Genomic DNA, 24,789 nt, shown 5'->3' on the forward strand with positions numbered 1-24,789 from the left:
GGCACGGTCGGCCCCGGTGGGCGGTCTCCGGTCACCCGCGTCCCAGCCGGGCCCTGACCGCGGTCAGGGGCTCTCGGACTTCCGGAACACGGGCCACCGCCAGACCGACCAGTGCGACGCCGCCGACGACCACGGTACCGATGAGCACCTCCAGGAGCGACCCTGCGGTCGAGCGTCCGAGCAGGTCGTCGGTCACGATCTGGACAAGACCGCCCACCAGGCCCGCGACCAGGGCGACGGCGGCGACCCGCGCGACGGGGCCGAACGTCTCGCGGGTGCGCAGGCCCCCGAGCCGGCGGCGCAGCGCCAGGTCGCCGAGGGCCCACCCGGCGACGTAGGTGAGGCTGGTGGCCAGCATCAGCCCCGCGACGACGTGCTCGGCCTCGACGACGACCGGCACCAGCAGCAGCAGCGGCACGCGGACGGCCACCATGCCGATCTGGATGAGGGTCGGCGTCCGGGCGTCCTTCATCGCGTAGAAGACCCGCAGCTGCAGCAGCGTCACGGCCATCGGCAGCAGGCCGAACGCCCCGACGGCCAGCGCGGTCCCGATCGCCTGCGCCTCGTCGACGGAGGTGTTGCCGCGGGCGAAGGCCAGGACGCCGAGCGCCGGACCGAGGACGGTGAGCAGGGCGGTGACGGGCAGCAGTCCGACCGCCGACAGCCGCGTGCCCAGGGACAGGTCCTCGATGACACCGGGGACGTCGGAGCGCGCCGCGGCCCGGCTCATCCGCGGCACCAGAGCGGTGAGCAGCGCGACCCCGATGATCCCGTAGGGCATCTGGAAGAGCAGGCTGGCGTACTGGAAGGCCGAGGAGCCCAGGCCGCCGTCGCGCTGCGCCTCGTTGGCGACCCGGAGGGCCACCAGCACCCCGACCTGGCTGACCGCCACGTACCCGATCACCCACAACCCGAGCCCGCCCGCCTCCCGGAGCCCGGTGTCCCGCACACCCCAGCGAGGGCGCAGCGGGATGCCGGCCCGGCGGAGCAGCGGCACCAGCACCAGCGCCTGCACCGCGATGCCCAGCACCGTGCCCAGGCCGAGGAGCCAGACGAGGCCCGGCGCGATCGTGGCCGGCTGCAGGGGTCCGGGGCCGCTGGCGGCGAGGAACACCAGGCCGGTGGCGATGACGACGACGTTGTTCAGCACCGGGGCCCAGGCGGGGGGTCCGAAGATTCCCCGGGAGTTGAGCAGCGCCTGGGCGAAGGCGCCCAGCCCGTAGAACACGATCTCGACCAGCAGGATCCGGGCCAGCCAGGTGGCCAGCTCGTACTGAGCGGGGTCCTCGTCCAGGCCGTACAGCGCCGTGAGCAGCGGGGCGGCCAGGACGGCCAGCACCGTCATTCCCAGGAGCCCGGCCATCGCCAGCGTGGCCAGCCGCTGCGCGTACCCGACTCCGTCGTCGCGGTCGCGCTCCTGCGCGTGGACCAGCAGCGGGACGATCACCGAGGTGAGGACGCCGCCCAGCAGGAGCTCGTAGACGATGTTGGGCAGCGTGTTGGCCGTGTTGTATGCGTCGGCGACCAGACCGACGCCGAGGGCCGCCGCCAGCACCATCGTGCGCAGCAGCCCGGTGATGCGGGACACCAGCGTCGCGACCGCCATCGTCCCGGCGGCCCGCAGGATGCCTCCGGCGGCGCCCGGCGCGCCCTCGCGCCGCTCGACGTCCTCGTCGGTCTCCTGCTCGGTGCGGGGCACCGGCGGGAGCACCGGCATCGGGAAGACCTGGGTCTCGTCCGCGGCCGGCACCCAGCGGTGCCGCAGCGGCGGGAGCGGCGGGACCGGGGTCGCCGGCCGGGGAACGGCGGTCCGGTGTGCTGCCGGCGGGGGGACCGGCGGGAGCGCGGACGCCGCACGTACCGGTGGCGGGACGGCGCTGTCGGTGGCCGCTCCGGCCGGCTCGCCGTCGGCGACGGGGGGTGCGGCGAACGCCGCGTCGCTGGGCGGGGTCGCCAGGTAGGGGGCGGGTGGCAACGGCGCCGGCGTCCCCCACGGACGTCGCTCGCCCGTGGCACGGAGCGGCGCCGGCGGAGGGGGCAGGCGGACCGGCTGCGGACGCGCGGGAGCCTCGGCCGGGAGCGGTGATGCGGAGTCGCCGGCGGCGGGTCGGGAATCGTCGCTCACACGGGGCTCCGTGCGGGCGGCTCGGCGAGATCGGGTGACACGGGGCCGGACGCGTCGGCGCCCGAGGTAGCCCCCCGGCGCCGACGGAGGACGAAGCGCACGAGCCGGCGGAGGAACAACAGCCCGAGCAGCGACGCCGCGCCGACGGTGATGATCAGCGTGATGGGGCCGTACGCCGTGCTCTTCACCTGGATCTCGACCGGATCGCCCAGGGGACTGCCCGACGGCGTCGTGAGCTGGGCGGTGACGGAGAAGCCGCCGGAGCGCCGCAGTTCGGTGGGCACCTGCAGGGTGGTGAGCTGCTCGGGGGCGAGCGTCTGGATGCCGATGTCGCCGACGGAGATCCCCCGATCGCCCGGGGTCTGCACCTGCAGGCGCACCTGGACCGGGAAGGGGAGCGGGTTGTCCACCGTCAGGACCAGCGGTGCATCGCTGGAGGCGAGGCTGTAGGTCCCGTCCACCGGGGCCACGACGGTGACCCGTCCCCGGAGAGCGGCCATGGTCGCCCGCACGTCGGCCGCGGCCTCGGTGAACTCGTCGGGGGCTTCCCGCCGGAGCACCGACGCGGCCCGGGCGATGCCCGCGTCGTAGGGCCGCAGCGCGAGGCCGGCGTCCCCGGCGACCGCTGCGGCCAGGTCCTCCCGGGCCGCCACGGCCTCGCCGAGGGCGGCCATCCCGACGCCGTCCAGCTCCGTCTCCTGCGCCGGGTCGGCCAGCGACCCGGCGTCGGCAGGCGGGACGCCGCCGAGCCCGGCCACGCTGCCCGGCCGCAGCCAGGGCAGCCCGACGGTGTCGGAGATCATCGCCCCGGCGCCATCCAGCCCGGCCACCAGGTCGCGCGGCGGGGCGACCAGCACGGTCTGCTCGCTGCCCGGAGGCCCCTGCATGGTCAGCGCGGCCAGCTCGGCCAGGTAGCGCTGCTCGGCGATGCGCGGGCCACCGGGGGTCACCTCGGCTGCGCCCACGACCGCGCTGAGCGCCGGATCGGCGACCAGTACGTCCAGCGGGTCCTCCCCGGTGCCGACGACGGTGCGGGCCACGGCGTCGGAGCCGTCGAGGCCGACGGCGGAGTCCCCGGCGGTGAGCGCGCCGCTGCCCAGCACCACCCGGTCGATCCCGCCGTCGCGGAGGGTGTCCAGCGTCTGCAGCTTGTAGGCGCCGTCGGCGGCCCAGGCCAGGTCGGTGACGGGGGTGACGTCCAGGACATCGGCGAGGATCTGCGCTCCGGCACCGGTCGTCGGCGTCTCGGCGGGGGTGGTCGGGGTGGCACCGTCCCCGGTCGCCGGGTCGGGCCGGGAGAGCTGCCGGGCCTGCGCGGTGCCCTCCGGCGTCCCGGGCAGGCTGCGGGTGACGACCTGCCCCAGCCCGGCGGACTGCAGGCCGTCGGCGTCGACGTCGCCGTAGGGCAGGGCCACGACCGGGTGGACGGCGGCCAGTGCACGCAGGCGCTGGAGGAAGGCCCGCGCCTCTTCGGTGCCGGTGCCCGCGCCCGGCACCCCGCCGACGGCGTACGGACCGGCGGCCATGAGTGCCAGCTCCTCGACCAGCGCCGGGTCCAGGGCCAGGGTGACCGGCAGGGGGGCCGCCTCCCCGGTCCCGCCCGCGGGTGGGCCGGCGGGCAGCCGCTCGAGGACGGTGAGGGCGCGGTCGAGCCGGCCGCCCGAGCTGATCTCCTCGATCGGCCCGTCGTCGACGAAGGCTCCGGCCGCGTTCCGGTGGCTCGGCTCCGACAGGGGCCACAGCCAGGCGACGGTGGTGCGGGACGACGGCACCACCGGCTGCTGCACCAGGAAGGTGGGCAGTTCCCCGACCCGGCGCTCGAGGTCGCCGCCGACGGTGCCGTTGACGTTGATCAGCGCGGGGTAGACGCCGTCCTGCTGGAGCCGCAGCTCGGCGGAGTCGAGCGTGTAGCTGAACTCCATGCTGGCGCCCGGGGCGAGCGCGCCCGGCAGCGGGACGAAGGGAGGCTCGACGGCGGTCGCCGGATCGGGATCACCGACCGCTTCGGCCAGATCCTGCCGGCCGGTGAGCACGGTGCCGCGCTGCAGCCGGACGGCCAGGTCGGTGATCGGCTCGGTCCCGGTGTTGGTGAGGGTGCCGGTGATGGTGATCAACGATCCGGGCGTCACGGTCCGGGGCTCGAACCGGGCGACGTCGATGTGCACCTGGCGGTCGGCTTCGGTCGCCTCGTCCGCGGTCGTCGGACCCGGTGCGGCTGCCGCCGGAGCCGGCACGGCGACGGCGGCGAGCCCGGGCCCGACGACGGCCATCGCTCCGGCCAGCAGCGGGGCGAGCGCGGCCGCACGCCGGGCGGCGCCCGGCCGGGCGGATGCGTCGGCGGCGGGGCGGCCGCCGGGGCGTGCGGCAGCCGGCCGTGTCACGCGCTGTCGGCCAGGAGCCCGGGCGCGCGCTCGACCAGCGCGCGCTCGTCGGCGTAGGCCAGCCGGGTGCTCAGCTCGTCCAGGGGGACCCAGGCGACCTCGGTGACCTCGACGTCGGCGTCGGAGAGCGCGCCACCGACCGCCCGGAGCAGGAAGTGGTGCACGGTCTTGTGCACGCGGCGGCCCTCGGCGACGAACCAGAAGTCGATGATGCCCAGCGGGGCCATCACCTCGCCGATGATCCCGGTCTCCTCGGCCACCTCGCGGACGGCGGTGTCCTCGGGTGTCTCGCCCGCCTCGATGTGGCCCTTGGGGAGCGACCAGAGCAGTCGACCGCGGCGGTCGGTGCGGCCGATCAGGGCGGCACGGGGCCCGGTCACCCCGTCGTCGGCCACCACCAGGCCCCCGGCGGAGGTCTCGTCGACCCGGCGCAGCCGGCGGCCCGGGCGCCCTCGCCCGCCCGATCCAGCCATGTCAGGAGGGTAGCGCGAGTCCGGCGAGCGATCAGGTGGCCGCGCTGTAGGGGCCCGCCGCGAGCGTGCGAGCGGTGGGGGGCAGCGGGGTCCTTCTACGGGGCGCGGAGCCGGACCGGAGTCGCTCCGCCGCCGCACTACGCTGCCTCGTCGTGTCCGCCACCCCGTCGAACCCCGCCGACCCCGACCCGGTGCCGTCCGCGGTCCAGGAGACCGTCCGGGAGCTCGTGGAGCTCTCCCCGGTGCTCACCGAGCTGGGACAGCGGTTCGCGGCCGCGGGTCACCAGGCCCACCTGGTCGGCGGCTCGGTGCGGGACGCCCTGCTCGCGGCCGGTGCCGGGAGTGCTGGGCACGAGCCGACCCACCCGCCCGGCGACCTCGACGTCACCACCGACGCGCGCCCCGACCAGGTGCTGGAGCTGCTGCGCGGCTGGGCGCGTTCCACGTGGAACACCGGGATCGCGTTCGGAACCGTGGGGGCCGACGTCCGCGGGATCCGGGTGGAGATCACCACCTTCCGGGCCGACCGCTACGACCGCGAGTCGCGCAATCCCGAGGTGGCATGGGGCAACTCCCTGGTCGACGACCTGGCCCGCCGGGACTTCACGGTCAACGCGATGGCCGTCTCCCTGGGATCGGACCGCACGGTCACCGATCCCTTCGGTGGCCTGGGCGACCTGCTCGCCCGGAGGCTGCGCACTCCCGGGGCGGCCGTCGACTCCTTCGCCGACGACCCGCTGCGGATGCTGCGCGCGGTGCGGTTCGTGGCCCAGCTCGGGCTCACGCCGGACGAGGCGGTCGTCACCGCGATGGCCTCGCTGGCCGGCGAGCTGGCCCGGATCACCCCCGAGCGGGTCAACACCGAGCTCTCGAAGACGCTGCTGCAGGGGTCGCCACGGGCCGCCCTGGAGCTGTTCGTCGCCACCGGGCTGGGTGACGTCGTCCTGCCCGAGCTGTCGGCGCTGCGCATGGAGATCGACGAGCACCACCAGCACAAGGACGTCTACACCCACTCCCTCACCGTGCTGGACCAGGCGATCGCGCTGGAGCGGGCCGATCCGGAGCACGAGTCGCCGGACCTGGTGCTGCGGCTCGCGGCGCTGCTGCACGACATCGGCAAGCCGGCGACCCGGCGGCACGAGCCCCGGGGGCGGGTCTCCTTCCACCACCACGAGGTGGTGGGCGCCAAGCTGGTCCGCAAGCGGCTCACCGCGCTGCGCTACCCCAAGGACGTCGTCGAGGCCGTGGCCCGGCTGACCTTCCTGCACCTGCGCTTCCACGGGTACGGCGAGGGTCACTGGACCGATTCCGCCGTCCGCCGGTACGTGACCGACGCCGGGAGCCTGCTGCCCCGCCTGCACAAGCTGGTCCGGTCGGATTCGACGACGCGCAACAAGCGGCGGGCCGCGGCGCTGTCGGCCACGTACGACTCCCTGGAGCAGCGGATCGCCGAGCTGGCCGAGCAGGAGGACCTCGCACGGGTCCGGCCGGACCTCGACGGCAACGTGATCATGGAACTGCTCGGCCTGCCTCCCGGCCCCGAGGTGGGTGCGGCCTGGCGCTTCCTCAAGGACCTGCGGCTCGAGCGCGGGCCGCTGGATCGCGACGAGGCCGAGACGGCGCTGCGGGAGTGGTGGGCGGGCCGCACCGGCTGAGATCGCCGCCGGGTGCGGAACGGGCGGCCCGTCGTGGGCGTTGCGCCCTCCAGGAGAGGAGGGGTGGTGCCGACATGACGGGTGTGCACCCGCAGGACCCCGGGGTCGACGCTCCCCGCATGCCCATGTCGCCGAGCGGGCGGACGCCGCAGTGGGTCGTCGACGAGGCGACCGGCACGGCAGCGCCGGCGACGCCTCCGCTCCCCCGCCGTCGCCGGCGGGGCCGGTGGGCGATCCCGCTGGTCGTCGCGGGCGTGGCCGCGGGCCTGGCCTTCTCCGAGCCGCCGGCTTGGCAGTGGACGCCGGGCGCACCGGCCGCCGCCCCGGTCCCGCCGGCCGCGACCTCGTCGGCGACGCCGACCGACCGGCCGACCCCGGCGGGGGCGAGGACCCCGCTGGGTCGCCCGCCGCTCCCCCCGCCGGCGGGTGGGGCGTACGCCTACGCCTCGCTGCAGGAGGACGGGGTCACCCCGGTGACCTACGACCCGTGCCAGGAGATCCACTACGTGCTGCGGCCCGACGCGGCCCCGCCGGGCACCGAGGGGCTGGTGCACGACGCGGTCGCCCGGATCACCGAGCTCACCGGGCTGGCATTCGTCTTCGACGGCTACACCGACGAGCCGCTCACAGGTGACCGCCCGCCCTTCCAGCCGGAGCGCTACGGCGACCAGTGGGCTCCGGTGCTGATCGGCTGGCAGGTCGAGGCGGAGAACCCCGCGCTGGCCGGGAACGTGGTCGGTGAGGCGGGTAGCACCGCCGTCTCCCTCGGGGACGGGCCGCGGGTCTACGTGACCGGCACGGTGAGCCTGGACGCCGTGCAGGCCCCTGACATCCTGGCCGAGCCGGATGGCGCGGCCACGCTGCGGTCGGTGATCCTGCACGAGCTGGCCCACCTGGTGGGGCTCTCCCACGTCGACGACGACCGCGAGCTCATGTTCCCCGAGGCGCGGCGGGGAGTCGCCGACTTCGCCGACGGCGACCGCACCGGTCTGGCGGTTCTCGGCCAGGGGCCGTGCGTTCCGGAGCTGTGACCGGCGTTCAGCGGCGGACCATGCGGCCGTGCAGCACGGCGGTGGCCACGTACCCGACGCCGACCACGAGGAGCAGCGGGCGGGAGACCCCGGACTCCGGCAGGACGAACGCACCGGCCATCAGCGCCGCGACGTACCCGACGTTGAACAGGGTGTCGTAGACGGAGAACACCCGGCCGCGGTGGTCGTCGTCGATGCACTCCTGCAGCGTGGTGTCCACGCAGATCTTGACGCCCTGGCCCATGAAGCCGAGCACGAACCCCGCGGCCACCGCCGCCGGTGGCTGCAGCAGCAGCCCGAGCCCCACCTGCGCCACGCCGCCGACCGCCAGCAGCAGACCGATCCAGCGCGCCTTGCCCATCCGGCGCGCCGCGGCCGGCGTCACCGCCGCGGCGGTGAGGGTGCCCACGGCACCGGCGGCCACCACCTCACCGAGGCCCACCAGCCCGCCGGGGAACGGCCCGGAGGCCTCGACGAAGGTGTTGCGGTAGAGGAGCAGCGCCATGAGCGTGAGGACGCCGAACCAGACGCGGTGCAGGCTGATCGCCGTCAGCGCGGCCGCCGCGCGGCGGTGCCGCCAGGCGTGCCGCGCGCCCGAAGCCATGCCGGCCAGCACCTGCCCGGCCGAGAGCCGTGCGGAGCGGGCCATGTGGTCGGGACCCAGGTGGCCGCGTGAGAACCCCGCGACGACGGCGGCGGCGGCCAGGTAGGGCAGAGCGGCCGACAGGGCGAGCCCGGCGTAACCGGCATCGTCGGACCCGGTCCACTGCAGCAGGGCCAGGGCGGCACCGCCGCCGACCACCGTGGCCACCGCACCGGAGGTCGTCGACACGGCGTTGGCCGAGACCAGCGACGACTCGTCGGTGGTGTGCGGCAACCCGGCCGACAGCGCGGCCAGGATGAACCGGTTCACCGAGAAGACGGCGAGCCCGGCGGCGTAGAAGGCAGGGCCCTGCACCCCGGCCAGGACGAGGGCGGCCACCACCGCCACCAGGCCCGCGCGCAGCACGTTGGCGCGCAGCAGCACGTGACGCCGGCTCCACCGGTCCAGCCACACCCCGGCGAACGGCCCGACGAGGGAGTAGGGCAGCAGCAGGACGGCGAAGCCCGCGGCGATGTCGACCGGGTCGGCGGCCCGCTGGGGGTTGAACAGGACGGTGCCGGCGAGCGCGGCCTGGAAGACGCCGTCGCCGAACTGGGACAGCAGCCGGGTTCCGAGCAGACGGCGGAAGTCGCGTCGCACGAGGAGGCCGCGCACGGTCGTCCCCGCCTCGGCCACCCGGTCACCCTAAGGCGATCCACGCGGCCCCCAGGGTCACCGCCACCCCGGGCGCCCGGGACGACCGCGTCGCCGGCACGCCGGGGGACGCCCGGTTCGGTGAGCCGGACCCCCGGACGGCGGCCGGGCCCGTCGCAGCCGGCCTCATCTGGGGCACACTGGGAAAGATGTCGCCGGTCCCTGCGTCGCCCGAACCCGAGTCCGGTCCGCCCGTGCGTCCCGCGACAGGACGTCGACGTGCCGGTGCGGTCCCGGCGTTGTCGGTGGGTGGTCTGGACGACGTCGCCCCGGGCTCCCTCCTGGTGGCCATGCCGGTCCTGACCGACCCCACGTTCGCCGCGGCGGTCGTCTTCGTCCTCGACCACTCCGACACCGGGACGGTCGGCGTCGTGCTCGGCCGGCCCAGCCAGGTCGAGATCCGCGACGTCCTGCCGGGCTGGTCCGATCTCGCCGTCCCGCCCGGTGTCTTCCACGTGGGTGGACCCTGCGAGACCGACACCGCGCTGTGCCTGGCGACCGCGCTGCCGGAACTTCCGGCCGCCGGACTGCGCCCGGTGGCCGGCGACGTGCACCTCGTCGACCTCGATGGCGACCCCGAGGCCCTGGTCGGGCACCTGCAGGGGCTGCGTGTGTTCGCGGGCTACGCGGGCTGGTCCGCGGGTCAGCTCGCCGGCGAGATCGCCGAGGGAGCCTGGGCCTGTGTCCCCAGCCGGCCCGGCGACGTGCTCGGCGACCTCCCGGGGCCCGAACTGTGGCGCCTGGTGATGGGCCGCCAGACCGGCCGGCTCGCCGTGCTCTCCTCCGCAACGGCTGACCCGACCGCCAACTGAACCCGGCGCGCCGTGCAGCGTGATCTCCGGCTATCTGGTAGGAAAGAGCCCGGGAAGGGGCGGTCTGGGGAAGAGGCCGCCCCTTTCCGCTGTCCGCGATCGGCTGACCGCGCGGCGAGCGTGTGCGCTCAGGCGAAGTACGCGGCACGAGAACCGGGCGTCAGCGCCCACGCCGACGGCGAAGGGGTCCGTCAGACCCCGAACGTGTCGGCGATCCCAGGATGGTCCGCCGCGGCGGCGGTCTCCTCCTCGGTGGGCAGCGCGAGCCTGCGGGCGCCGTGGTCGGCCAGTGTGATCGTCAGCTCGGGTCCGTCGTCGCGGAGCGGGCTGCGGTACTGCACGAGGGTGGTGTCGACGTCGTCGACCGCGACCGTGCGCCCCTCCCGCAGCCGGTAGACGGTCGTGGGCCGGCCGTCGATCGCCTGCTCGCCCTGCCACCTGTACGGACCGGTCAGGAAGCTCTCCGGCTCGTCGGCGGTCCCGGCGGTCAGGTTCTGCAGCGCCTGCACGACCACGTCGATCAGCGGGGATTCCGGCGTCCCGGCGGGCAGGGAGCGGCGGAGGTAGCTGGCCGCCGGCGCGCCGTCCCCGGCGAGGGCCTCGGGAAGTCCGGGCAGGTCACCGGTCCAGAGTTCGTCCCGGTCGAAGAAGAGGGTGCGGGTGTCGACCTCCTCGTCGTCCACCGTCGTCACCGCCTGCGCCTGCCCGACCCCGCGGCGGAAGTCGATCTCGCCGGTGAGGGTCAGGACCGCGTCGTCGGAGAACGGCGCGGTGGCGACGAAGTCCGCGCCGCCCTCCTCGTGGTTGCGGTGCAGCAGCCCGGCCAGCACGGCGGCGTCCTCGGCCGTGACCGGCTCACCGGCCACGCGCTCGTCGGAGTCGCAGCCGGCGAGGAGCACGACGACCAGCCCCGCCCGGGGGAGGAGCGCACGGCGGGCAGGCATGGCCGAAGGGTAGTGAAAGGACCCCCCTGCTCCCCGCCACTCGCAGGCTCGCGGCGGGTCCCTGCAGGGAGGCCACCCGATCCGGCGCAGGAACGCGCAGGGCCCGCATCCCCGAAGGAATGCGGGCCCTGGTGAGGTGCTGGAGCGGCCACCCTGCAGGATCCCGCGCCGAGCGTGCGGGGCGTGGGCCCTGGTGAGGTACTGGAGCGGCCACCCTTCAGGGTCCCGCGCCGAGCGTGCGGGGCGTGGGCCCTGGTGAGGTGCTGGAGCGGCCACCCTTCAGGGTCCCGCGCCGAGCGTGCGGGGCGTGGGCCCTGGTGAGGTGCTGGAGCGGCCACCCTTCAGGGTCCCGCGCCGAGCGTGCGAGGCGTGGGGGGAAGGGTGGTCCTTCTAGTCGCCCCGGATGAACGCCTCTACCATGTCGCGGGCCTCGCTGTCGCGGTACTGCACCGGCGGGCTCTTCATGAAGTACGCCGACGCCGACAGGAGCGGGCCGCCGATGCCCCGGTCCTTGGCGATCTTCGCGGCGCGGACGGCGTCGATGATGATGCCGGCGGAGTTGGGCGAGTCCCAGACCTCGAGCTTGTACTCCAGGCTCAGCGGGACATCGCCGAACGCGCGGCCCTCGAGGCGCACGTAGGCCCACTTCCGGTCCGACAGCCACGGCACGTGGTCCGACGGGCCGATGTGCACGTTGCCCACGCCCATGTCCCGCTCGATCTGGCTGGTGACGGCCTGGGTCTTGGAGATCTTCTTGGACTCCAGGCGCTCCCGCTCGAGCATGTTCTTGAAGTCCATGTTGCCGCCGACGTTGAGCTGCATGGTGCGGTCGAGCTGCACGCCACGGTCCTCGAACAGCTTGGCCAGCACCCGGTGGGTGATGGTGGCGCCCACCTGGCTCTTGATGTCGTCACCGACGATCGGCACACCGGCGGCGGTGAACTTGTCCGCCCACTCCTTGGTGCCGGCGATGAAGACCGGGAGCGCGTTGACGAAGGCGACACCGGCGTCCAGCGCGGCCTGCGCGTAGAACTCGGCGGCCTGCTGGGAGCCCACCGGGAGGTAGCAGACGAGGACGTCGGCCTGCGCGTCGCGCAGGGCGGCGACGACGTCGACCGGCTGCTCGTCGGACTCCTCGACCACCTCGCGGTAGTACTTGCCGAGCCCGTCGAGCGTGGTGCCGCGCTGCACGGTCACGCCCAGTGGCGGCACGTCGCAGATCTTGATCGTGTTGTTCTCGCTGGCGACGACCGCCTCGGAGAGGTCGCGGCCGACCTTCTTGGCGTCCACGTCGAACGCGGCGACGAACTCGACGTCGGAGACGTGGTACTCGCCGAACCGGACGTGCATCAGTCCGGGTACGGACGCCGTCTCGTCGGCATCCCGGTAGTAGTGGACGCCCTGCACGAGCGACGCGGCGCAGTTGCCGACGCCGACGATGGCGACCTTGACTGACCCCATGACTCTCCTTCTCCCTGGACCGTTGGTCCCGTGTACATGAACCGCGAGCGGTCCGGTGCTGTCTGCCGGCGGGGACGGACACCCCGTCGGTTCGTTCAAGTGGTCGGCGGTGGCTCCGCCTCGGTCGGGTCGGGCTGCGTGGTCCCGCCCGCCTCCTGGCGTGCTGTGCTCGGCTCCGACGCCTCCCGGCGTGCTGTGCTCGGCTCCGACGCCTCCCGGCGTGCTGTGCTCGGCTCCGACGCCTCCCGGCGCTCGCTGTCGATCAGTTCCGAGAGCCAGCGGACCTCCCGGTCCACCGACTCCAGGCCGTGGCGCTGGAGCTCGAGCGTGTAGCGGTCGAGCCGCTCGCGGGTCCTGCTCAGCGAGGACCGCAGTCCCTCCCGCTGCCGCTCCACGGTGCGGCGGCGGCCCTCGAGGATCCGCAGCCGCACGTCCTGGGCGGTGTGCCGGAAGAACGCCAGGCGGACGCCGAAGAGACCGCCGTCGTCGTAGGCCTCCGGCCCGGTCTGGCCGACCAGCTCGTGGAAGCGTTCCTTGCCGTCCGCGGTGATCGTGTAGACGACCTTTCCCCGCCGGCCGGTGAGCGGCGGCGCGTCGGCCAGGAGCAGCGCACGCGGCGGTGGCTCATCGGTGGTGATCAGCCCGGCCCCCTGCATCCGCCGCAGCGCGGGATACAGCGACCCGTAGGAGATGCTGCGCAGTCCCCCGAGCATCTGCGCGAGCTGTTTGCGCAGCTCGTAGCCGTGCATGGGCGTCTGCTGCAGCAGACCGAGGATGGCGAACTCCAGCATGTCGCCCTCCCTCGCTCCGCCCTGCGCCGATGTATCGGGACGATACATCGGCTGCGCACGACGGGCGCAGCCCGGAGTCGTGGGGCCGATGGGCCGCGCGGGACGTGGCTCGTGCTCGGGAACCGCACGGACGCGGGGCCGGTGCGTACATTGGCCGCCGTGCCCGGACGTCGTTCCGTCGTGGACTACTCGCTGCAGCGGCGAGCCGTCCTCGCGGGAGTACATGCCGGTCGCACCGGGTTGTTCGAGGTGTGCGACGCCAGCCCCTACCTGTCCCGGGCCGCCAAGTACCACGGGCAGCCGACCGACGTGGCCTGCCCGGTGTGCCGCAGGGAGCGCCTCACCCTGGTGAACTACGTGTACGGCGAGCACCTCGGGCCGGTGGCCGGTCAGGCCAAGACCGAGGCTGAACTCGCCCGCATGGACGCCGCCCAGGACGAGTTCTCCGTGTACCGGGTCGAGGTGTGCCGCGGATGCGGCTGGAACCACCTGGACTGCTCGTACGTCCTGGGTGCCGAGCCGGAGCCGGGGCGCCAGCCCCGTCGCGGCCGGCGCCGGACGGCCACCGAGCAGTAGCCGGCCGACCGGCAGACGGCCCGCGCGACGCGCGGACCTGGGATCGCACCAGGCGGTCCCACCCGCTCCGCACAGCTGAATACAACCGCGCGTCCCGGGCAGGTGCCCGGCGTCGACCAAGACAGTTCAGGAAGGGGTGTGCTCGTGCCCAGCCACGACGAGACCTCGCCCGTAGCACCGCGGGCCGGCTCGGTCCGCCGGCCGTCGGCCGCCCGTACCCGCAGCACCGGTGGTGGAGGCGGGTCCGGCCGCCCCCCCGCCGGCGGGTCGGGTCGCCCGCCGGTCCCGGGGCGCCCGGGCTCGCGCGGTGGCACCACCGCATCCCGGGGCGGCACTCCCGCCTCCCGCCGCCCGCCGGCGTCCCGCGGTGGCAGCGCCGCCGCCCGTCCGGCCGGCAAGGGCAAGGGCAAGGGCAAGGGCAAGGCGGCCCGCACCGCGAAGCAGCGCCGCAACCGCCGGCTGAAGATGGCCGCCGGCGTCATGGGTGGCCTGTTCGCGCTGCTCTGCGTCTTCGTCGGCGTCGTCTACGCCACCACCGAGGTGCCGAGCCCCGACTCCGTCTCCACCAAGCAGACGACGGTCCTCCACTACTCCGACGGCGTCACCGAGATGGCCCGCCTCGGCGACGAGAACCGGACGAACGTTCCGCTCGACCAGGTCAGCGAGGCGGCCCAGCGCGCGGTGCTCGCGGCGGAGAACCGCAGCTTCTACACCGACCCCGGCATCTCGTTCACCGGCATCGTCCGGGCGGCCTGGAACAACCTGACCAGTGGCGAGACCCAGGGCGGTTCGACGATCACCCAGCAGTACGTCAAGAACGCCTTCCTGACCCACGAGCAGACGTTCAGCCGCAAGTTCCAGGAGCTGTTCCTGGCCATCAAGCTGGACAACAACTTCTCGAAGGAGCAGATCCTCGAGAACTACCTGAACACCATCTACTACGGCCGTGGCGCCTACGGCATCGAGGCCGCGGCGAACACCTACTTCGGGGTCCCCGCCGCCGAGCTGACCCCGCAGCAGGGCGCCGTGCTCGCCGTACTCGTCCGCAGCCCGTCGGGCTACGACCCGGAGACCAACCCCGAGGGTGCGCAGGACCGCTGGGGGCTGGTGCTCGACGCGATGGTCGAGGAGGGCTGGCTGACCGCCGAGGAGCGGGCGGCCTCGGTGTACCCGACCGTGCTGCCCAGGACCGGCAGCGCCCTGGGCATCCCCGAGGGCCCGGAGGGCCTGATCGTGCAGCAGGTGATCGACGAGCTCCTGGGGAAGGGCTACGACGAGCAGCAGCTCAACGCCGGCGGCATGCAGATCACCACGACGATCAGCAAGCCGGCGCAGGACGCCGCGGTGGCCGCCGTGCAGCAGGTCATGGAGGGTGAGCCCGAGAACCTGCGGGAGGCGCTGGTCTCCATGGACCCGCAGACCGGCGCGGTCATCGCCTACTACGGCGGTCCGCAGGGCGCCGGCCAGGGAGTCATCGACTACGCGACAGCGCAGCGGCAGCCCGGATCCTCGGTCAAGCCCTACGTCCTGGCCGCGGCCCTGGAGCAGGGCATCGGCATCCAGGCGCGCCGCGACGGCAGCTCGCCGCAGGAGTTCGACGACCGGCCCGGTCTGCCGGTGACCAACTCCGGGAACGCCAGCTGCGCGGCCTGCACGCTGACCGAGGCCATGACCAAGTCGCTCAACACGACCTTCTACGGGCTGGCCTACGAGGTGGGCCCGGAGAAGGTGCGAGAGGTCATCCGCGCGGCCACCGGTCTGCCGGACGTGTGGGACTCGGGGATCCTGGCGGACAAGAAGGTCCTGGTGAGCGGTGAAGGCTCCACCGGGTCCTCGATCGGCATCGGCGAGTACGAGCTCCGCCCCTTCGACCAGGCGCAGGGCTTCGCCACCCTGGCAGCCGGGGGCGTCTTCCGGGACGCGTACTTCGTGTCGAAGGTGACCGACGGCGCCGGCGCGGTGCTCCACGAGCAGCCGGGCCAGGCGGGCGAGCAGGTGCTGCCGGCCGACGTCGTAAACGACGTCACCGTGGCCCTGAAGGACGTCGCGTCCTACTCGCGCCGGGACCTGGACGGTGACCGGGAGGTCGCCGCCAAGACCGGTACCCAGGGGCTCGACCGGGACAACAACTCCGACGCCTGGATGGTCGGCTACACCCCGTCGGTCGCCACCGCGGTGTGGATGGGCAACGACTCCCCCCGCGACCCGATCATCGACTCCCGGGAGCGGATCGTCTACGGCGCCGGCCTGCCCGGCGCCATCTGGCAGGAGTACATGAACGCCGTCCTCGCCGGGACGCCGGAGGAGGACCTGCCGGACAAGGCCCTGATCAAGGGGGACACGGGCAACGGCGTGGAGCTCCCGGAGCCCGAGCCGGCGCCCCGGCCGGAGCCCCGGCCGGAGCCGGCGCCCCGGCCGGTGGTCGTCGACACCGACGGGGACGGCGTCCCGGACGACAAGGACTACTCGCCGCGGGATCCCTCGGTGACCACGAAGCCGAAGCCGAAGCTGGTGGACGCCGACGGGGACGGGGTCCTGTCCGACAAGGATCCCGACGACAACGACGCCAACGTCCCGAATCCGCAGCCAGAGTCGGAGCCGGAGCCAGCGCCGGAGCCGGTGGTCGAGGAGCCGGTTGAGCAGCTACCGGGCGCGCCCGCGCCGCCCGGTGACGGCAACGGTGGCGGCAACGGTGGCGGGAACGGCAGCCAGGGCTGATCCTCCATCCCGCACACTGCTCCCATGAGCAGCACCACCACGGGCCCGTCCGCCACCGCGGACGGGCCCGTGGTCGTTCCACGTGGAACGCGGGCGGCCGAGCGGCCGGACCGGGTGATCCCGTCGTGGGACGACCCGGTCGTCCGACAGGCCAGCGAGGCCGTCGGAGGACCGTGGGGCCGGTTCGCCGACACCGGCCGTGCGCTGTTCTGGACGCCGCTGCGGGTGTGCCTGCTCCTCACCACGCTCGCCGCGGCCGTGGCCTGGCTGAAGCAGGCGCCGTGCTCCGACGGCAACTGGGTGGGCTTCCTGCAGTACACCCACCTCTGCTACTCGGACGGGGTTCCGCTGTTCGCCCTGTACGGGCTGGGTGAGGGGGCGCTCCCCTACCTGGACTCCCCCGTCGAGTACCCGGTCCTCACCGGCGGCTTCATGGCCGTGGCGGCCGCGCTCTCCGCCCTGTACGACCGTGCGGCGACCGCTTCGGATCTGCTGCCGGCCGTGCCGGAGGTGCAGAGCTACTACGCCGTCACCTGCCTGCTGCTGACGGCGTGCGCCTTCCTGGTCGTCCGGAGCACGCTGGCGCTCGCCGGTCGCCGGCCCTGGGACGCCGCCATGATCGGGCTGTCCCCGCTGCTGGTCGTGCACGCCTTCACCAACTGGGACCTGTTCGCCGTGGCTCTGGCCGGCCTGGGCCTGTGGGCCTGGGCGCGCTCGCGACCGGTGCTGGCCGGCACCCTCCTGGGCCTGGGTGCGGCCGCCAAGCTCTACCCGGTGCTCCTGCTGCTGACGCTGTTCCTGCTCTGCCTGCGGGCGGGCCGGCTGCGCACGTGGGTGCGGACGGCCGCGGCGGCCCTGGTGGCCTGGCTGGCGGTCGACGTGCCCGTCGCGCTGCTGGCACCGGAGACCTGGTCCCGCTTCTTCAGCCTCAACCGCACCCGGCCGGTCGACCCGGACAGCCTCTGGAACATCGCCCTGCACCTGAGCGGGAACCGGCTGTTCGACGGGCCCCTGGCCGAGGGCGAGACGCCGACCGTGCTGAACTCCGTCGTCGCCGTCACCCTGCTGGCGGGCGTGGCCGCGGTGGCGTGGCTGACGCGCGTCGCCCCGGTCCGCCCACGGGTGGCCCAGGTGGCCTTCCTGCTGGTGGCGGTGTTCCTGCTGACCAACAAGGTCTGGAGCCCGCAGTACTCGCTGTGGCTGCTGCCCCTGGCGGTGCTGGCCCGCCCGCGGTGGCGGTCGCTGCTCGCCTGGCAGGCCACCGAGGCGCTGCTGTGGGTGCCCCGGATGCTCTGGTACCTCGCCCCGGAGAACAACGGCGTCGACGTGGAGTGGTTCTTCCTCGCGGTGACCGTGCGGGACGTCGCCGTCGTCGTGCTGATGGCGTTGGTCGTGCGGGACGTGCTCGACCCCGACCGGGACGTCGTCCGGACCAGCTGGCCCGGCGTCGACGACCCGGGCGGGGGCCCGCTGGACCACGCCCCCGACCGCGTCCCCCCGCGGCCGGCGCGCCATGATCAGCTCACCTGATCATCAATGGTCATACCTCAGCGTGGGCAGTGAGGGAGGGCTGCCCCAGGTGCGGGAGGACGGACGCTAGGCCAGCGCTTCGCGCAGGAGGGCGATCGCTTCGGCGTGGCTCGCCTCGTCGCCGGGGGTCTCCAGCACGACGGGGCAGTCGGCGCGCCGTGCCACCTCGAGCAGCAGGTCGGCCGGGATCTCACCGCCGGCGAGGGGCGCGTGCCGGTCCCGCCCCGAGCCGGCGCGGTCGCGGCTGTTGTCGAGGTGCACCAGGTCGATGCGGCCGGTGACCGCGCGCACCGCCTCGGCGACGGTGGCCAGGTCCCAGCCAGCGGCCCAGGCGTGACAGGTGTCCAGCACGAAACCGGTGCCGAACTCGCCGACCGCTTCCCACAGCCGGCCGATCACGTCCAGGTCTCGGGTCATGGCGTTGCCACCGCCGGCGGTGTTCTCGATCAGCACCGGCACCGGGAAGCCACCCTGGTCGGCCTGGCGGGCGAAGGTCTTGTGCCAGTTGTCCACGCCGACGGCCGGGTCGCCCTTCGCCAGCACGTGTTCGCCGTGCACCACCAGGCCGCGGGCGCCGACGGCGGCGGCCGCCCGCGCATGCTGGTCGAGCAGCTTGCGGCTGGCGGATGCGGTTGTTCGTCGACGCGACGTCGAGCAGGTAGGGCGCGTGGACCACGACCAGCACGTCGCCCACGTGTACGCCGATCGGGTGCAGACCCATGCTCGGACTCCCGATTCCGGATCAGCTCGAGGTTCATCCGTATCGCCCGGGCCACATCATCGTTCTCAACGTGACGAGGGTTACTCACCGGTAAGGGTGAGGTGTCCAGGTGGAGGTAGGCAAACATGGCAACGGGTCGCATCCGTCGCTCGGCCCGTCGCGGTATCGCCGTGGCCGTCCTCGCCTGGCTGGGCGTGGCCGGGGCTTCCGTCGTGGCGCCACTCGCCCTCGCCACCCCCTCGGTCACCGTCCCGATCCGGGACCTGACCGCACCGGTGGTCTCCGTGGACGCCGGCGGCTCCGTCACGTTCGTCAACGAGATCCAGGACAAGACGGTCCAGGTCGGTGGCGGCGGCCTGCTGCCGACGCTGGTCAGCGTCACGGCGTCCACCGAGGTCACGCTCGGTCTCCCCTCGGGCGAGAAGCTGCTCACCGCACCCGGCACCCCCGGGGCCTCGGTCACCGAGCGCTTCGACCGCAGCTGCGCCACCTGCACCATCACCTACGCCTACGAGCTGCAGAGCAACGGCTCGCTCACCGCGCCCCTCACCGACGCCGCGCTCGAGGCCCTCCCGCCGCTGCCCGCGCCCACGCCCTTCGTCGTCAACACGATCCTGCCGGCCGTGCCGAACCTGCAGGGAGCGAACCTGCCCCCGCTGCCGGCGGTCAGCCTGCCGCCGCTGCCGACCAGGCCACCCGCGCCGCCCGCGCCGTCCGCGCCCCTCGCGCCGCCCGCGCCCGGCGATGACCGCGAGGAGGCGGTCGTCCAGACCCCGCCCGCCGCCCCTCCGGCGATGCAGGACCCGCCGGGCAGCCAGTACACGTACGACGTCGGCGCCGGTGCGGTCCGGCTGTCCCCCTCGGACACCACTGCGGCCGCAGCCTTCGACCCCTCGCGTCTCGTCGTGCCAGGGCAGAGGCTCGGCGGTGCCGACCGGGCCGGCTCGGCCGGTGCCGGTGGGGTCGCCGGCTCCTACGACGGGGCCTCGGTCCCGGTCTTCGGCCAGCTGGCCGGCCTGGACCCCCCCGCCCCGGACGAGGGCGCCACGAGCGAGGTCGTCACGGCGTCGGAGGCCCGACCGCTGACGCTGCCGGCCGCCGCGCTCGCCGCGGTCGTCGCACTGGCCGCGGTCACCACCGCCCTCGTCCGCACCTCGCAGGCGGCCCGCGAATCGCGCTGAGCCTGAGCACATCCGTCCCGGCCGCCGGGCAGTCGCCCGGACCCGGACATGCGCCGGTACGCGGCCGTCGTCCCCCCAGGGGACGGCGGCCGCGCTCGTCCGCCGGCCGGGGCGCTCCGCGGCGCTGGTAGGGTGGTGAGCGCGCGTTCCGGCTCATGCCGGGGCGCGCGACGCGTGTACGACCCTCCTGCTGCAGATGTCCTGCAGCCGCTGAGACCAGAGGAGGTGGGGTTCTCCGTGCGTCACTACGAACTGATGGTCATCCTCGACCCCGATCTCGAGGAGCGCACGATCGCGCCCTCGCTCGACCGGTTCCTGACCGTCATCACCAAGTCCGGTGGGACGGTCGGCAAGGTCGACATCTGGGGCCGTCGCCGCATGGCCTACGAGATCGACAAGCAGGCCGAGGGCATCTACGCGGTCATCGACATCGATGCCGAGCCCGCCGCCGTCTCCGAGCTCGACCGGCAGCTCAACCTGAACGAGTCGGTCCTGCGCACGAAGCTGATGCGGCCCGAGGTCCACTGACCATGGCCGGCGAAACCGTCATCACCGTCATCGGCAACCTGACCGCCGATCCGGAGCTGCGCTTCACGCCGTCGGGCGCCGCCGTCGCCAACTTCACCGTGGCCTCCACGCCGCGGACCTTCGACCGTCAGTCGCAGGAGTGGAAGGACGGCGAGGCGCTGTTCCTCCGCTGCAACGTGTGGCGCCAGGCGGCCGAGAACGTCGCCGAGTCGCTGACCCGCGGATCGCGGGTCATCGTCAGCGGCCGGCTGAAGCAGCGCTCCTTCGACACGAAGGAAGGCGAGAAGCGCACCGTCATCGAGCTGGAGGTCGACGAGATCGGCCCGTCGCTCCGCTACGCGACCGCCAAGGTCACCCGCGCCTCGCGCGGTGAGGGCGGTGGCAGCTTCGGCGGCGGCGGCGGTGGCGGCGGTGGCGGCTTCGGTGGTGGCGGCGGCGGGGCGAGCGACCCGTGGTCCACGCCCGCCGGGCCGTCCGACGAACCGCCGTTCTGATCCCCCACTTCCTCTTTCACTGAATCTCTCTGGAGAACCAGGTGCCCAAGCCCCCTGTTCGCAAGCCCAAGAAGAAGGTCTGCCAGTTCTGCAAGGACAAGGCGACCTACATCGACTACAAGGACACGACCCTGCTGCGGAAGTTCATCTCCGACCGCGGCAAGATCCGTGCCCGCCGCGTCAGCGGCAACTGCAGCCAGCACCAGCGCGACGTCGCAACGGCCGTGAAGAACAGCCGTGAGATGGCGCTGCTGCCCTACACCTCGACGGCGCGCTGATCATGAGCACGATGAAGCTGATCCTCACGCAGGAGGTCACCGGTCTCGGCTCCTCCGGCGACACCGTCGAGGTCAAGGGCGGCTACGGCCGCAACTACCTCCTGCCCCGCGGGCTGGCCATCCAGGCCACCCGGGGTGCCGAGAAGCAGGTCGAGTCCTTGCGCCGGGCGCGGGCCGCCCGCGACGTGCGGTCCCTCGAGGAGGCGCAGGCCGTGGCCGGTCGCCTGGGCGGGCTCACCGTCCGCGTGCCGGCTCGCGCCGGTGACGGCGGCCGCCTGTTCGGCCGGGTCACCACCGCCGACGTCGCCGCCGCGGTCACCGCGGCCGGTGGCCCGGAGCTCGACCGTCGCCGGATCGAGCTGCCCAGCAGCATCAAGACCACCGGCCAGCACACCGTCACCGTGCGGGTGCACCCAGAGGTCACCTCCCAGCTGACGATCGACGTCGTCGCCGGCTGATTCAAGGACCCTCCTGCCCCCACCGCTCGCACGCTCGCGGCGGGACCCTGCAGGAGGGCCTGACGCGCCCATGTGGCGTGCACCGTCCCCGAGGGGCGTCGGACTGCGGTCCGGCGCCCCTCGGGGCGTCTCAGGGTCCCTGCGGGGGACAGCTCGGTATGGGCCGTGCGGGGACCGCCGATGCGGCGCAGGGTGGGTTCCTTGCCCCTGGTGGGCCTGCAGCACGCCCACTGCGGGAGCAGCGCCACCAGAGCGGGTCGGACCGCGCCGGTCGCTTCCGCGCACCGCTGTGACTCGTGGTGCGACGCGGGAAGATTTCTTCCGGGGAATCTTGGGTCCACATCCGGCGTGCGGCGTCCGTGCAGGTCAGCCCGGTGGCTGGTGCACAGGTGGCCGCTGCGTCCCCCGATCCGTCCACATGTCGACACGCCTCCGTCCACCGACTTGTCCACAAGTTGTGCAGATCGGGGTGCACAGCGGTGGTGGACTCTCCCGCCGCAGCTTCCTAACGTCCTCTCTGGCCGCCGGCGGGACGGAACTGTCAGTCCGCTCCGGTAGGCAATGACCGAACGGACGTTCGGTCCGGCGCCGCCCGCCGAGCTCGCGTACTTCCCCTGCGCGCAGTGGTGATGCGAGCGCGCCCGCAAGGAGAAGGAGGTACCCCCGTGGCGGTGGCCGACGAGTTCAGCCGACCGTCCCCGACGGCGCCCGAGTACGACCGGCAGCCGCCGCAGGACGTCGCGGCAGAGCAGTCGGTGCTCGGCGGCATGCTGCTGAGCAAGGACGCGATCGCCGACGTCGTGGAGGTCTTGCACGGCAACGACTTCTACCGGCCGGCGCACCAGGTGGTCTTCGACTGCGTCCTCGACCTCTACGGGCGGGGCGAGCCGGCCGACGCGATCACCGTGGCCGCGGAGCTCAACCGCACCGACCAGTTGTCGAAGATGGGCGGCGCGGTCTACCTGCACACGCTGATCGCTTCGACGCCGACGGCGGCCAACGCCGGCTACTACGCGGCGATCGTCGCCGAGCAGGCCGTGCTCCGCCGCCTGGTCGAGGCGGGTACCCGCGTGGTCCAGCTCGGGTACGGCGCGGCCGGGGGCAAGGGCGACGTCGACGACATCGTCGACCGCGCCCAGCAGGAGATCTACGACGTCACCGAGAAGCGGATGAGCGAGGACTACTCGCGCCTCGAGGACGTCCTCCAGCCCACGATGGACGAGCTGGACGCCATCGCGTCCCGCGGCGGCACCGCCCGCGGCGTGCCGACCGGCATCCGCGACCTCGACGAGCTGACCAACGGTCTGCAGGCCGGTCAGATGGTCGTCATCGCGGCCCGGCCTGGGGTGGGCAAATCGACGCTAGGGCTTGACATCGCTCGGTCAGCTACGGTAAAGCACCAGATGCCCGCGGTGATCTTCTCGCTCGAGATGAGCAAGCACGAGATCACGATGCGTCTGCTTTCGGCCGAGGCGAAGGTGCCGCTGCACCACATGCGCGCCGGCACGCTCTCGGACGAGGACTGGGCGAAGCTGGCCCGCCGGATGGGCGAGGTGGCCGACGCCCCGCTCTACATCGACGACTCGCCGAACATGACGATGATGGAGATCCGGGCCAAGGCGCGGCGGCTCAAGCAGCGCAACGACCTCAAGCTCGTGGTCATCGACTACCTCCAGCTGATGACCTCGGGCAAGCGCGTCGAGAGCCGGCAGCAGGAGGTCTCGGAGTTCTCCCGAGCGCTGAAGCTGCTGGCCAAGGAGCTCGAGGTCCCGGTCATCGCGATGTCGCAGCTCAACCGTGGCTCGGAGCAGCGTCAGGACAAGAAGCCGATGCTCTCCGACCTCCGCGAGTCCGGTTGCCTGACGGCCGACACGCGGATCCTGCGCGCGGACACCGGCGCGGAGACCACGATGGGGCAGCTGTTCGAGACCGGGGCTACCGACGTGCCGGTGTGGTCGCTCGACGACAACCTTCGCTACGTCCGGCGCCACCTCACGCACGTCTTCTCGACCGGCCGAAAGCAGGTCTTCCAGCTGACGACGTCGTCGGGCAAGACGGTGCGAGCTACGGCCAACCACCCCTTCCTCACCTTCGACGGTTTCCGGGCACTGGGGGAGTTGGCACTGGGTGACCGCATCGCGGTCCCCCGCCATGTGCCGGCCCCCGATCGGATGACGGTCTGGGAGGACGAGAAGGTCACCCTCCTGGCGCACTTGATTGGTGATGGCAGCTTCGTCAAGCGACAGCCGCTGCGCTATGCGTCGATCGACGAGGCCAACCTCCGAGCGGTCACGACGGCGGCGCTCCACTTCGGCGTGGTCGCGGTTCGCGACGAGTACCCCGCGGCTCGGTGCACGACCTTGCGGCTGCGGGCACCGTTCCCCCTCACCCACGGAAACCGCAATCCGATCGCCGCCTGGCTCGATGAGCTGGGGCTGATCGGGCTGCGGAGCCACGAGAAGTTCGTGCCGGAGCCCGTGTTCTGCCTTCCCAAGAAGCAGATCGCCATGTTCCTGCGCCACCTCTGGGCCACCGACGGATCGGTGACGGTGAACAAGAACGGCCGTGGCGGCCGTGTCTACTACGCGTCGACCAGCCGGCAGCTCGTCGACGACGTCTCCCGCCTGCTGCTCCGATTTGGCATCTCCTGCCGAGTCCGCCGGGTCAGCAAGAGCGGCTACCGCGACGGTTGGACGCTCGACATCAGCGGCTGCGACGACCAGCGGCGGTTCCTCGGGGAGGTCGGCGTCCACGGGGCACGCGGTGAAGCCGCTGAGCGCCTTCTGGAGATCGTGCGGGGGCTCTCCGGGAACACGAACGTGGACACCATCCCCACGCAGGTCTGGGAGCGCGTTCGTGACGTCCTGGCGGAGCGGGGCATGAGCCACCGCGCGTTCGCCGCCGCCATGGGGTCCGCGTTCTGCGGAAGCACGATGTGGAAGCACGCCCCCAGTCGGGAGCGTCTGGGGCGGGTCGCCGAGATCCTCGGCGCCGCTGACCTGGAGATGCAGGCGGTCAACGACCTGCTCTGGGACGAAATAGTCTCCATCGAGGCGGGTGCCGTGGAGGAGGTCTACGACGCCACTGTGCTCGGTGGCCACAACTTCGTGGCGGAGGGAATCGCCGTCCACAACAGCATCGAGCAGGACGCCGACATGGTGATGATGATCCACCGCGAGGACATGTACGAGAAGGAGTCTCCGCGGGCCGGCGAGGCCGACATCATGCTGGTGAAGCACCGCAACGGCCCGACCGCGAACGTCACGGTCGCCTTCCAGGGTCACTACAGCCGCTTCGTCGACATGGCGAACTGACCGGCACGCAGCGCTGCGGGG

At 73.3% G+C, this 24,789-nt stretch carries 20 protein-coding genes; 12 read left to right on the forward strand and 8 right to left on the reverse strand.

Going from position 1 to position 24,789, the window contains the following annotated elements; genetic code table 11:
• Positions 1-31: 31 nt before the first annotated feature.
• The 3 genes from murJ to QOZ86_RS01445 all read right to left on the reverse strand — a co-directional run bounded on the left by murJ (position 32) and on the right by QOZ86_RS01445 (position 4,979).
• Positions 32-1,975 carry a murein biosynthesis integral membrane protein MurJ gene (gene murJ, locus QOZ86_RS01435; RefSeq protein WP_284490158.1) on the reverse strand — a complete coding sequence of 648 codons (1,944 nt, stop codon included), beginning with the start codon at positions 1,973-1,975 and terminating at the stop codon, positions 32-34.
• A 146-nt stretch (positions 1,976-2,121) separates the two neighbouring features.
• Positions 2,122-4,506, reverse strand: coding sequence for a DUF6049 family protein (locus tag QOZ86_RS01440; protein WP_284490159.1), 2,385 nt, complete (start codon positions 4,504-4,506; stop codon positions 2,122-2,124).
• The gene (locus QOZ86_RS01445; protein ID WP_284490160.1) at positions 4,503-4,979 is read right to left on the reverse strand and encodes an NUDIX hydrolase; all 477 of its coding nucleotides are present in this window, start codon (positions 4,977-4,979) and stop codon (positions 4,503-4,505) included. The genes QOZ86_RS01440 and QOZ86_RS01445 overlap by 4 nt, the downstream gene beginning before the upstream one ends.
• A 152-nt stretch (positions 4,980-5,131) precedes the next feature.
• On the opposite strand from QOZ86_RS01445, the gene QOZ86_RS01450 reads away from it, so the two are divergent.
• Together QOZ86_RS01450 and QOZ86_RS01455 are read left to right on the forward strand one after the other, a co-directional pair.
• Complete coding sequence (locus tag QOZ86_RS01450) at positions 5,132-6,634, forward strand: CCA tRNA nucleotidyltransferase (protein WP_284490161.1); 1,503 nt, start codon at positions 5,132-5,134, stop codon at positions 6,632-6,634.
• Between the two features lie 119 nt (positions 6,635-6,753).
• Positions 6,754-7,665 (forward strand): matrixin family metalloprotease, encoded by a 912-nt coding sequence (locus tag QOZ86_RS01455; RefSeq protein WP_284490162.1) that lies wholly within the window; start codon positions 6,754-6,756, stop codon positions 7,663-7,665.
• 7 nt (positions 7,666-7,672) lie between these two features.
• Here QOZ86_RS01455 and QOZ86_RS01460 read toward each other — a convergent pair whose 3' ends face one another.
• Positions 7,673-8,944, reverse strand: coding sequence for an MFS transporter (locus QOZ86_RS01460; protein WP_284490163.1), 1,272 nt, complete (start codon positions 8,942-8,944; stop codon positions 7,673-7,675).
• A gap of 212 nt (positions 8,945-9,156) precedes the next feature.
• Between QOZ86_RS01460 and QOZ86_RS01465 the strand changes: the two genes are divergently transcribed.
• Positions 9,157-9,774: a YqgE/AlgH family protein gene (locus QOZ86_RS01465; RefSeq protein WP_284490164.1), complete on the forward strand. Its 618-nt coding sequence runs from the start codon at positions 9,157-9,159 to the stop codon at positions 9,772-9,774.
• Positions 9,775-9,965: 191 nt separating this feature from the next.
• On the opposite strand, the gene QOZ86_RS01470 is transcribed toward QOZ86_RS01465, so the two are convergent.
• From QOZ86_RS01470 to QOZ86_RS01480, 3 genes are all read right to left on the reverse strand, one after another.
• On the reverse strand, positions 9,966-10,718 hold the full coding sequence (locus QOZ86_RS01470; RefSeq protein ID WP_284490165.1) for a hypothetical protein: 753 nt from the start codon (positions 10,716-10,718) through the stop codon (positions 9,966-9,968).
• 390 nt (positions 10,719-11,108) lie between these two features.
• Positions 11,109-12,179, reverse strand: a complete 1,071-nt coding sequence (locus tag QOZ86_RS01475; protein ID WP_284490166.1) for an inositol-3-phosphate synthase — start codon at positions 12,177-12,179, stop codon at positions 11,109-11,111.
• A gap of 95 nt (positions 12,180-12,274) precedes the next feature.
• Entirely contained in the window at positions 12,275-12,970 is a 696-nt protein-coding gene (locus tag QOZ86_RS01480) for a PadR family transcriptional regulator (protein WP_284490167.1), read from the reverse strand.
• Positions 12,971-13,129: 159 nt separating this feature from the next.
• Between QOZ86_RS01480 and QOZ86_RS01485 the strand changes: the two genes are divergently transcribed.
• From QOZ86_RS01485 to QOZ86_RS01495, 3 genes are all read left to right on the forward strand, one after another.
• Complete coding sequence (locus QOZ86_RS01485; protein WP_284490168.1) at positions 13,130-13,546, forward strand: DUF5318 family protein; 417 nt, start codon at positions 13,130-13,132, stop codon at positions 13,544-13,546.
• 144 nt (positions 13,547-13,690) lie between these two features.
• On the forward strand, positions 13,691-16,264 hold the full coding sequence (locus tag QOZ86_RS01490; protein WP_284490169.1) for a transglycosylase domain-containing protein: 2,574 nt from the start codon (positions 13,691-13,693) through the stop codon (positions 16,262-16,264).
• Between the two features lie 24 nt (positions 16,265-16,288).
• On the forward strand, positions 16,289-17,794 hold the full coding sequence (locus QOZ86_RS01495; RefSeq protein ID WP_284490170.1) for a glycosyltransferase family 87 protein: 1,506 nt from the start codon (positions 16,289-16,291) through the stop codon (positions 17,792-17,794).
• Between the two features lie 66 nt (positions 17,795-17,860).
• On the opposite strand, the gene QOZ86_RS01500 is transcribed toward QOZ86_RS01495, so the two are convergent.
• A complete protein-coding gene (locus tag QOZ86_RS01500) occupies positions 17,861-18,406 on the reverse strand; it encodes a TIM barrel protein (RefSeq protein ID WP_284490339.1) in 546 nt (181 codons plus the stop codon).
• Positions 18,407-18,640: 234 nt separating this feature from the next.
• Between QOZ86_RS01500 and QOZ86_RS01505 the strand changes: the two genes are divergently transcribed.
• The 6 genes from QOZ86_RS01505 (at position 18,641) to QOZ86_RS01530 (ending at position 24,768) form a co-directional block, all read left to right on the forward strand.
• Positions 18,641-19,696: a hypothetical protein gene (locus tag QOZ86_RS01505; RefSeq protein WP_284490171.1), complete on the forward strand. Its 1,056-nt coding sequence runs from the start codon at positions 18,641-18,643 to the stop codon at positions 19,694-19,696.
• A gap of 237 nt (positions 19,697-19,933) precedes the next feature.
• On the forward strand, positions 19,934-20,224 hold the full coding sequence (gene rpsF, locus QOZ86_RS01510) for a 30S ribosomal protein S6 (protein WP_284490172.1): 291 nt from the start codon (positions 19,934-19,936) through the stop codon (positions 20,222-20,224).
• A gap of 2 nt (positions 20,225-20,226) precedes the next feature.
• Positions 20,227-20,718: a single-stranded DNA-binding protein gene (locus QOZ86_RS01515; protein WP_284490173.1), complete on the forward strand. Its 492-nt coding sequence runs from the start codon at positions 20,227-20,229 to the stop codon at positions 20,716-20,718.
• 41 nt (positions 20,719-20,759) lie between these two features.
• Positions 20,760-20,996, forward strand: a complete 237-nt coding sequence (gene rpsR / locus QOZ86_RS01520) for a 30S ribosomal protein S18 (RefSeq protein ID WP_073422051.1) — start codon at positions 20,760-20,762, stop codon at positions 20,994-20,996.
• Positions 20,997-21,007: 11 nt separating this feature from the next.
• A complete protein-coding gene (rplI, locus tag QOZ86_RS01525) occupies positions 21,008-21,454 on the forward strand; it encodes a 50S ribosomal protein L9 (RefSeq protein WP_284490174.1) in 447 nt (148 codons plus the stop codon).
• 665 nt (positions 21,455-22,119) lie between these two features.
• Positions 22,120-24,768, forward strand: coding sequence for a replicative DNA helicase (locus QOZ86_RS01530; RefSeq protein WP_284490175.1), 2,649 nt, complete (start codon positions 22,120-22,122; stop codon positions 24,766-24,768).
• Positions 24,769-24,789 lie beyond the last annotated feature (21 nt).

This window comes from Blastococcus capsensis (assembly GCF_030165005.1).
In the GTDB taxonomy this organism is placed as follows: Bacteria; Actinomycetota; Actinomycetes; order Mycobacteriales; family Geodermatophilaceae; genus Blastococcus; species Blastococcus capsensis.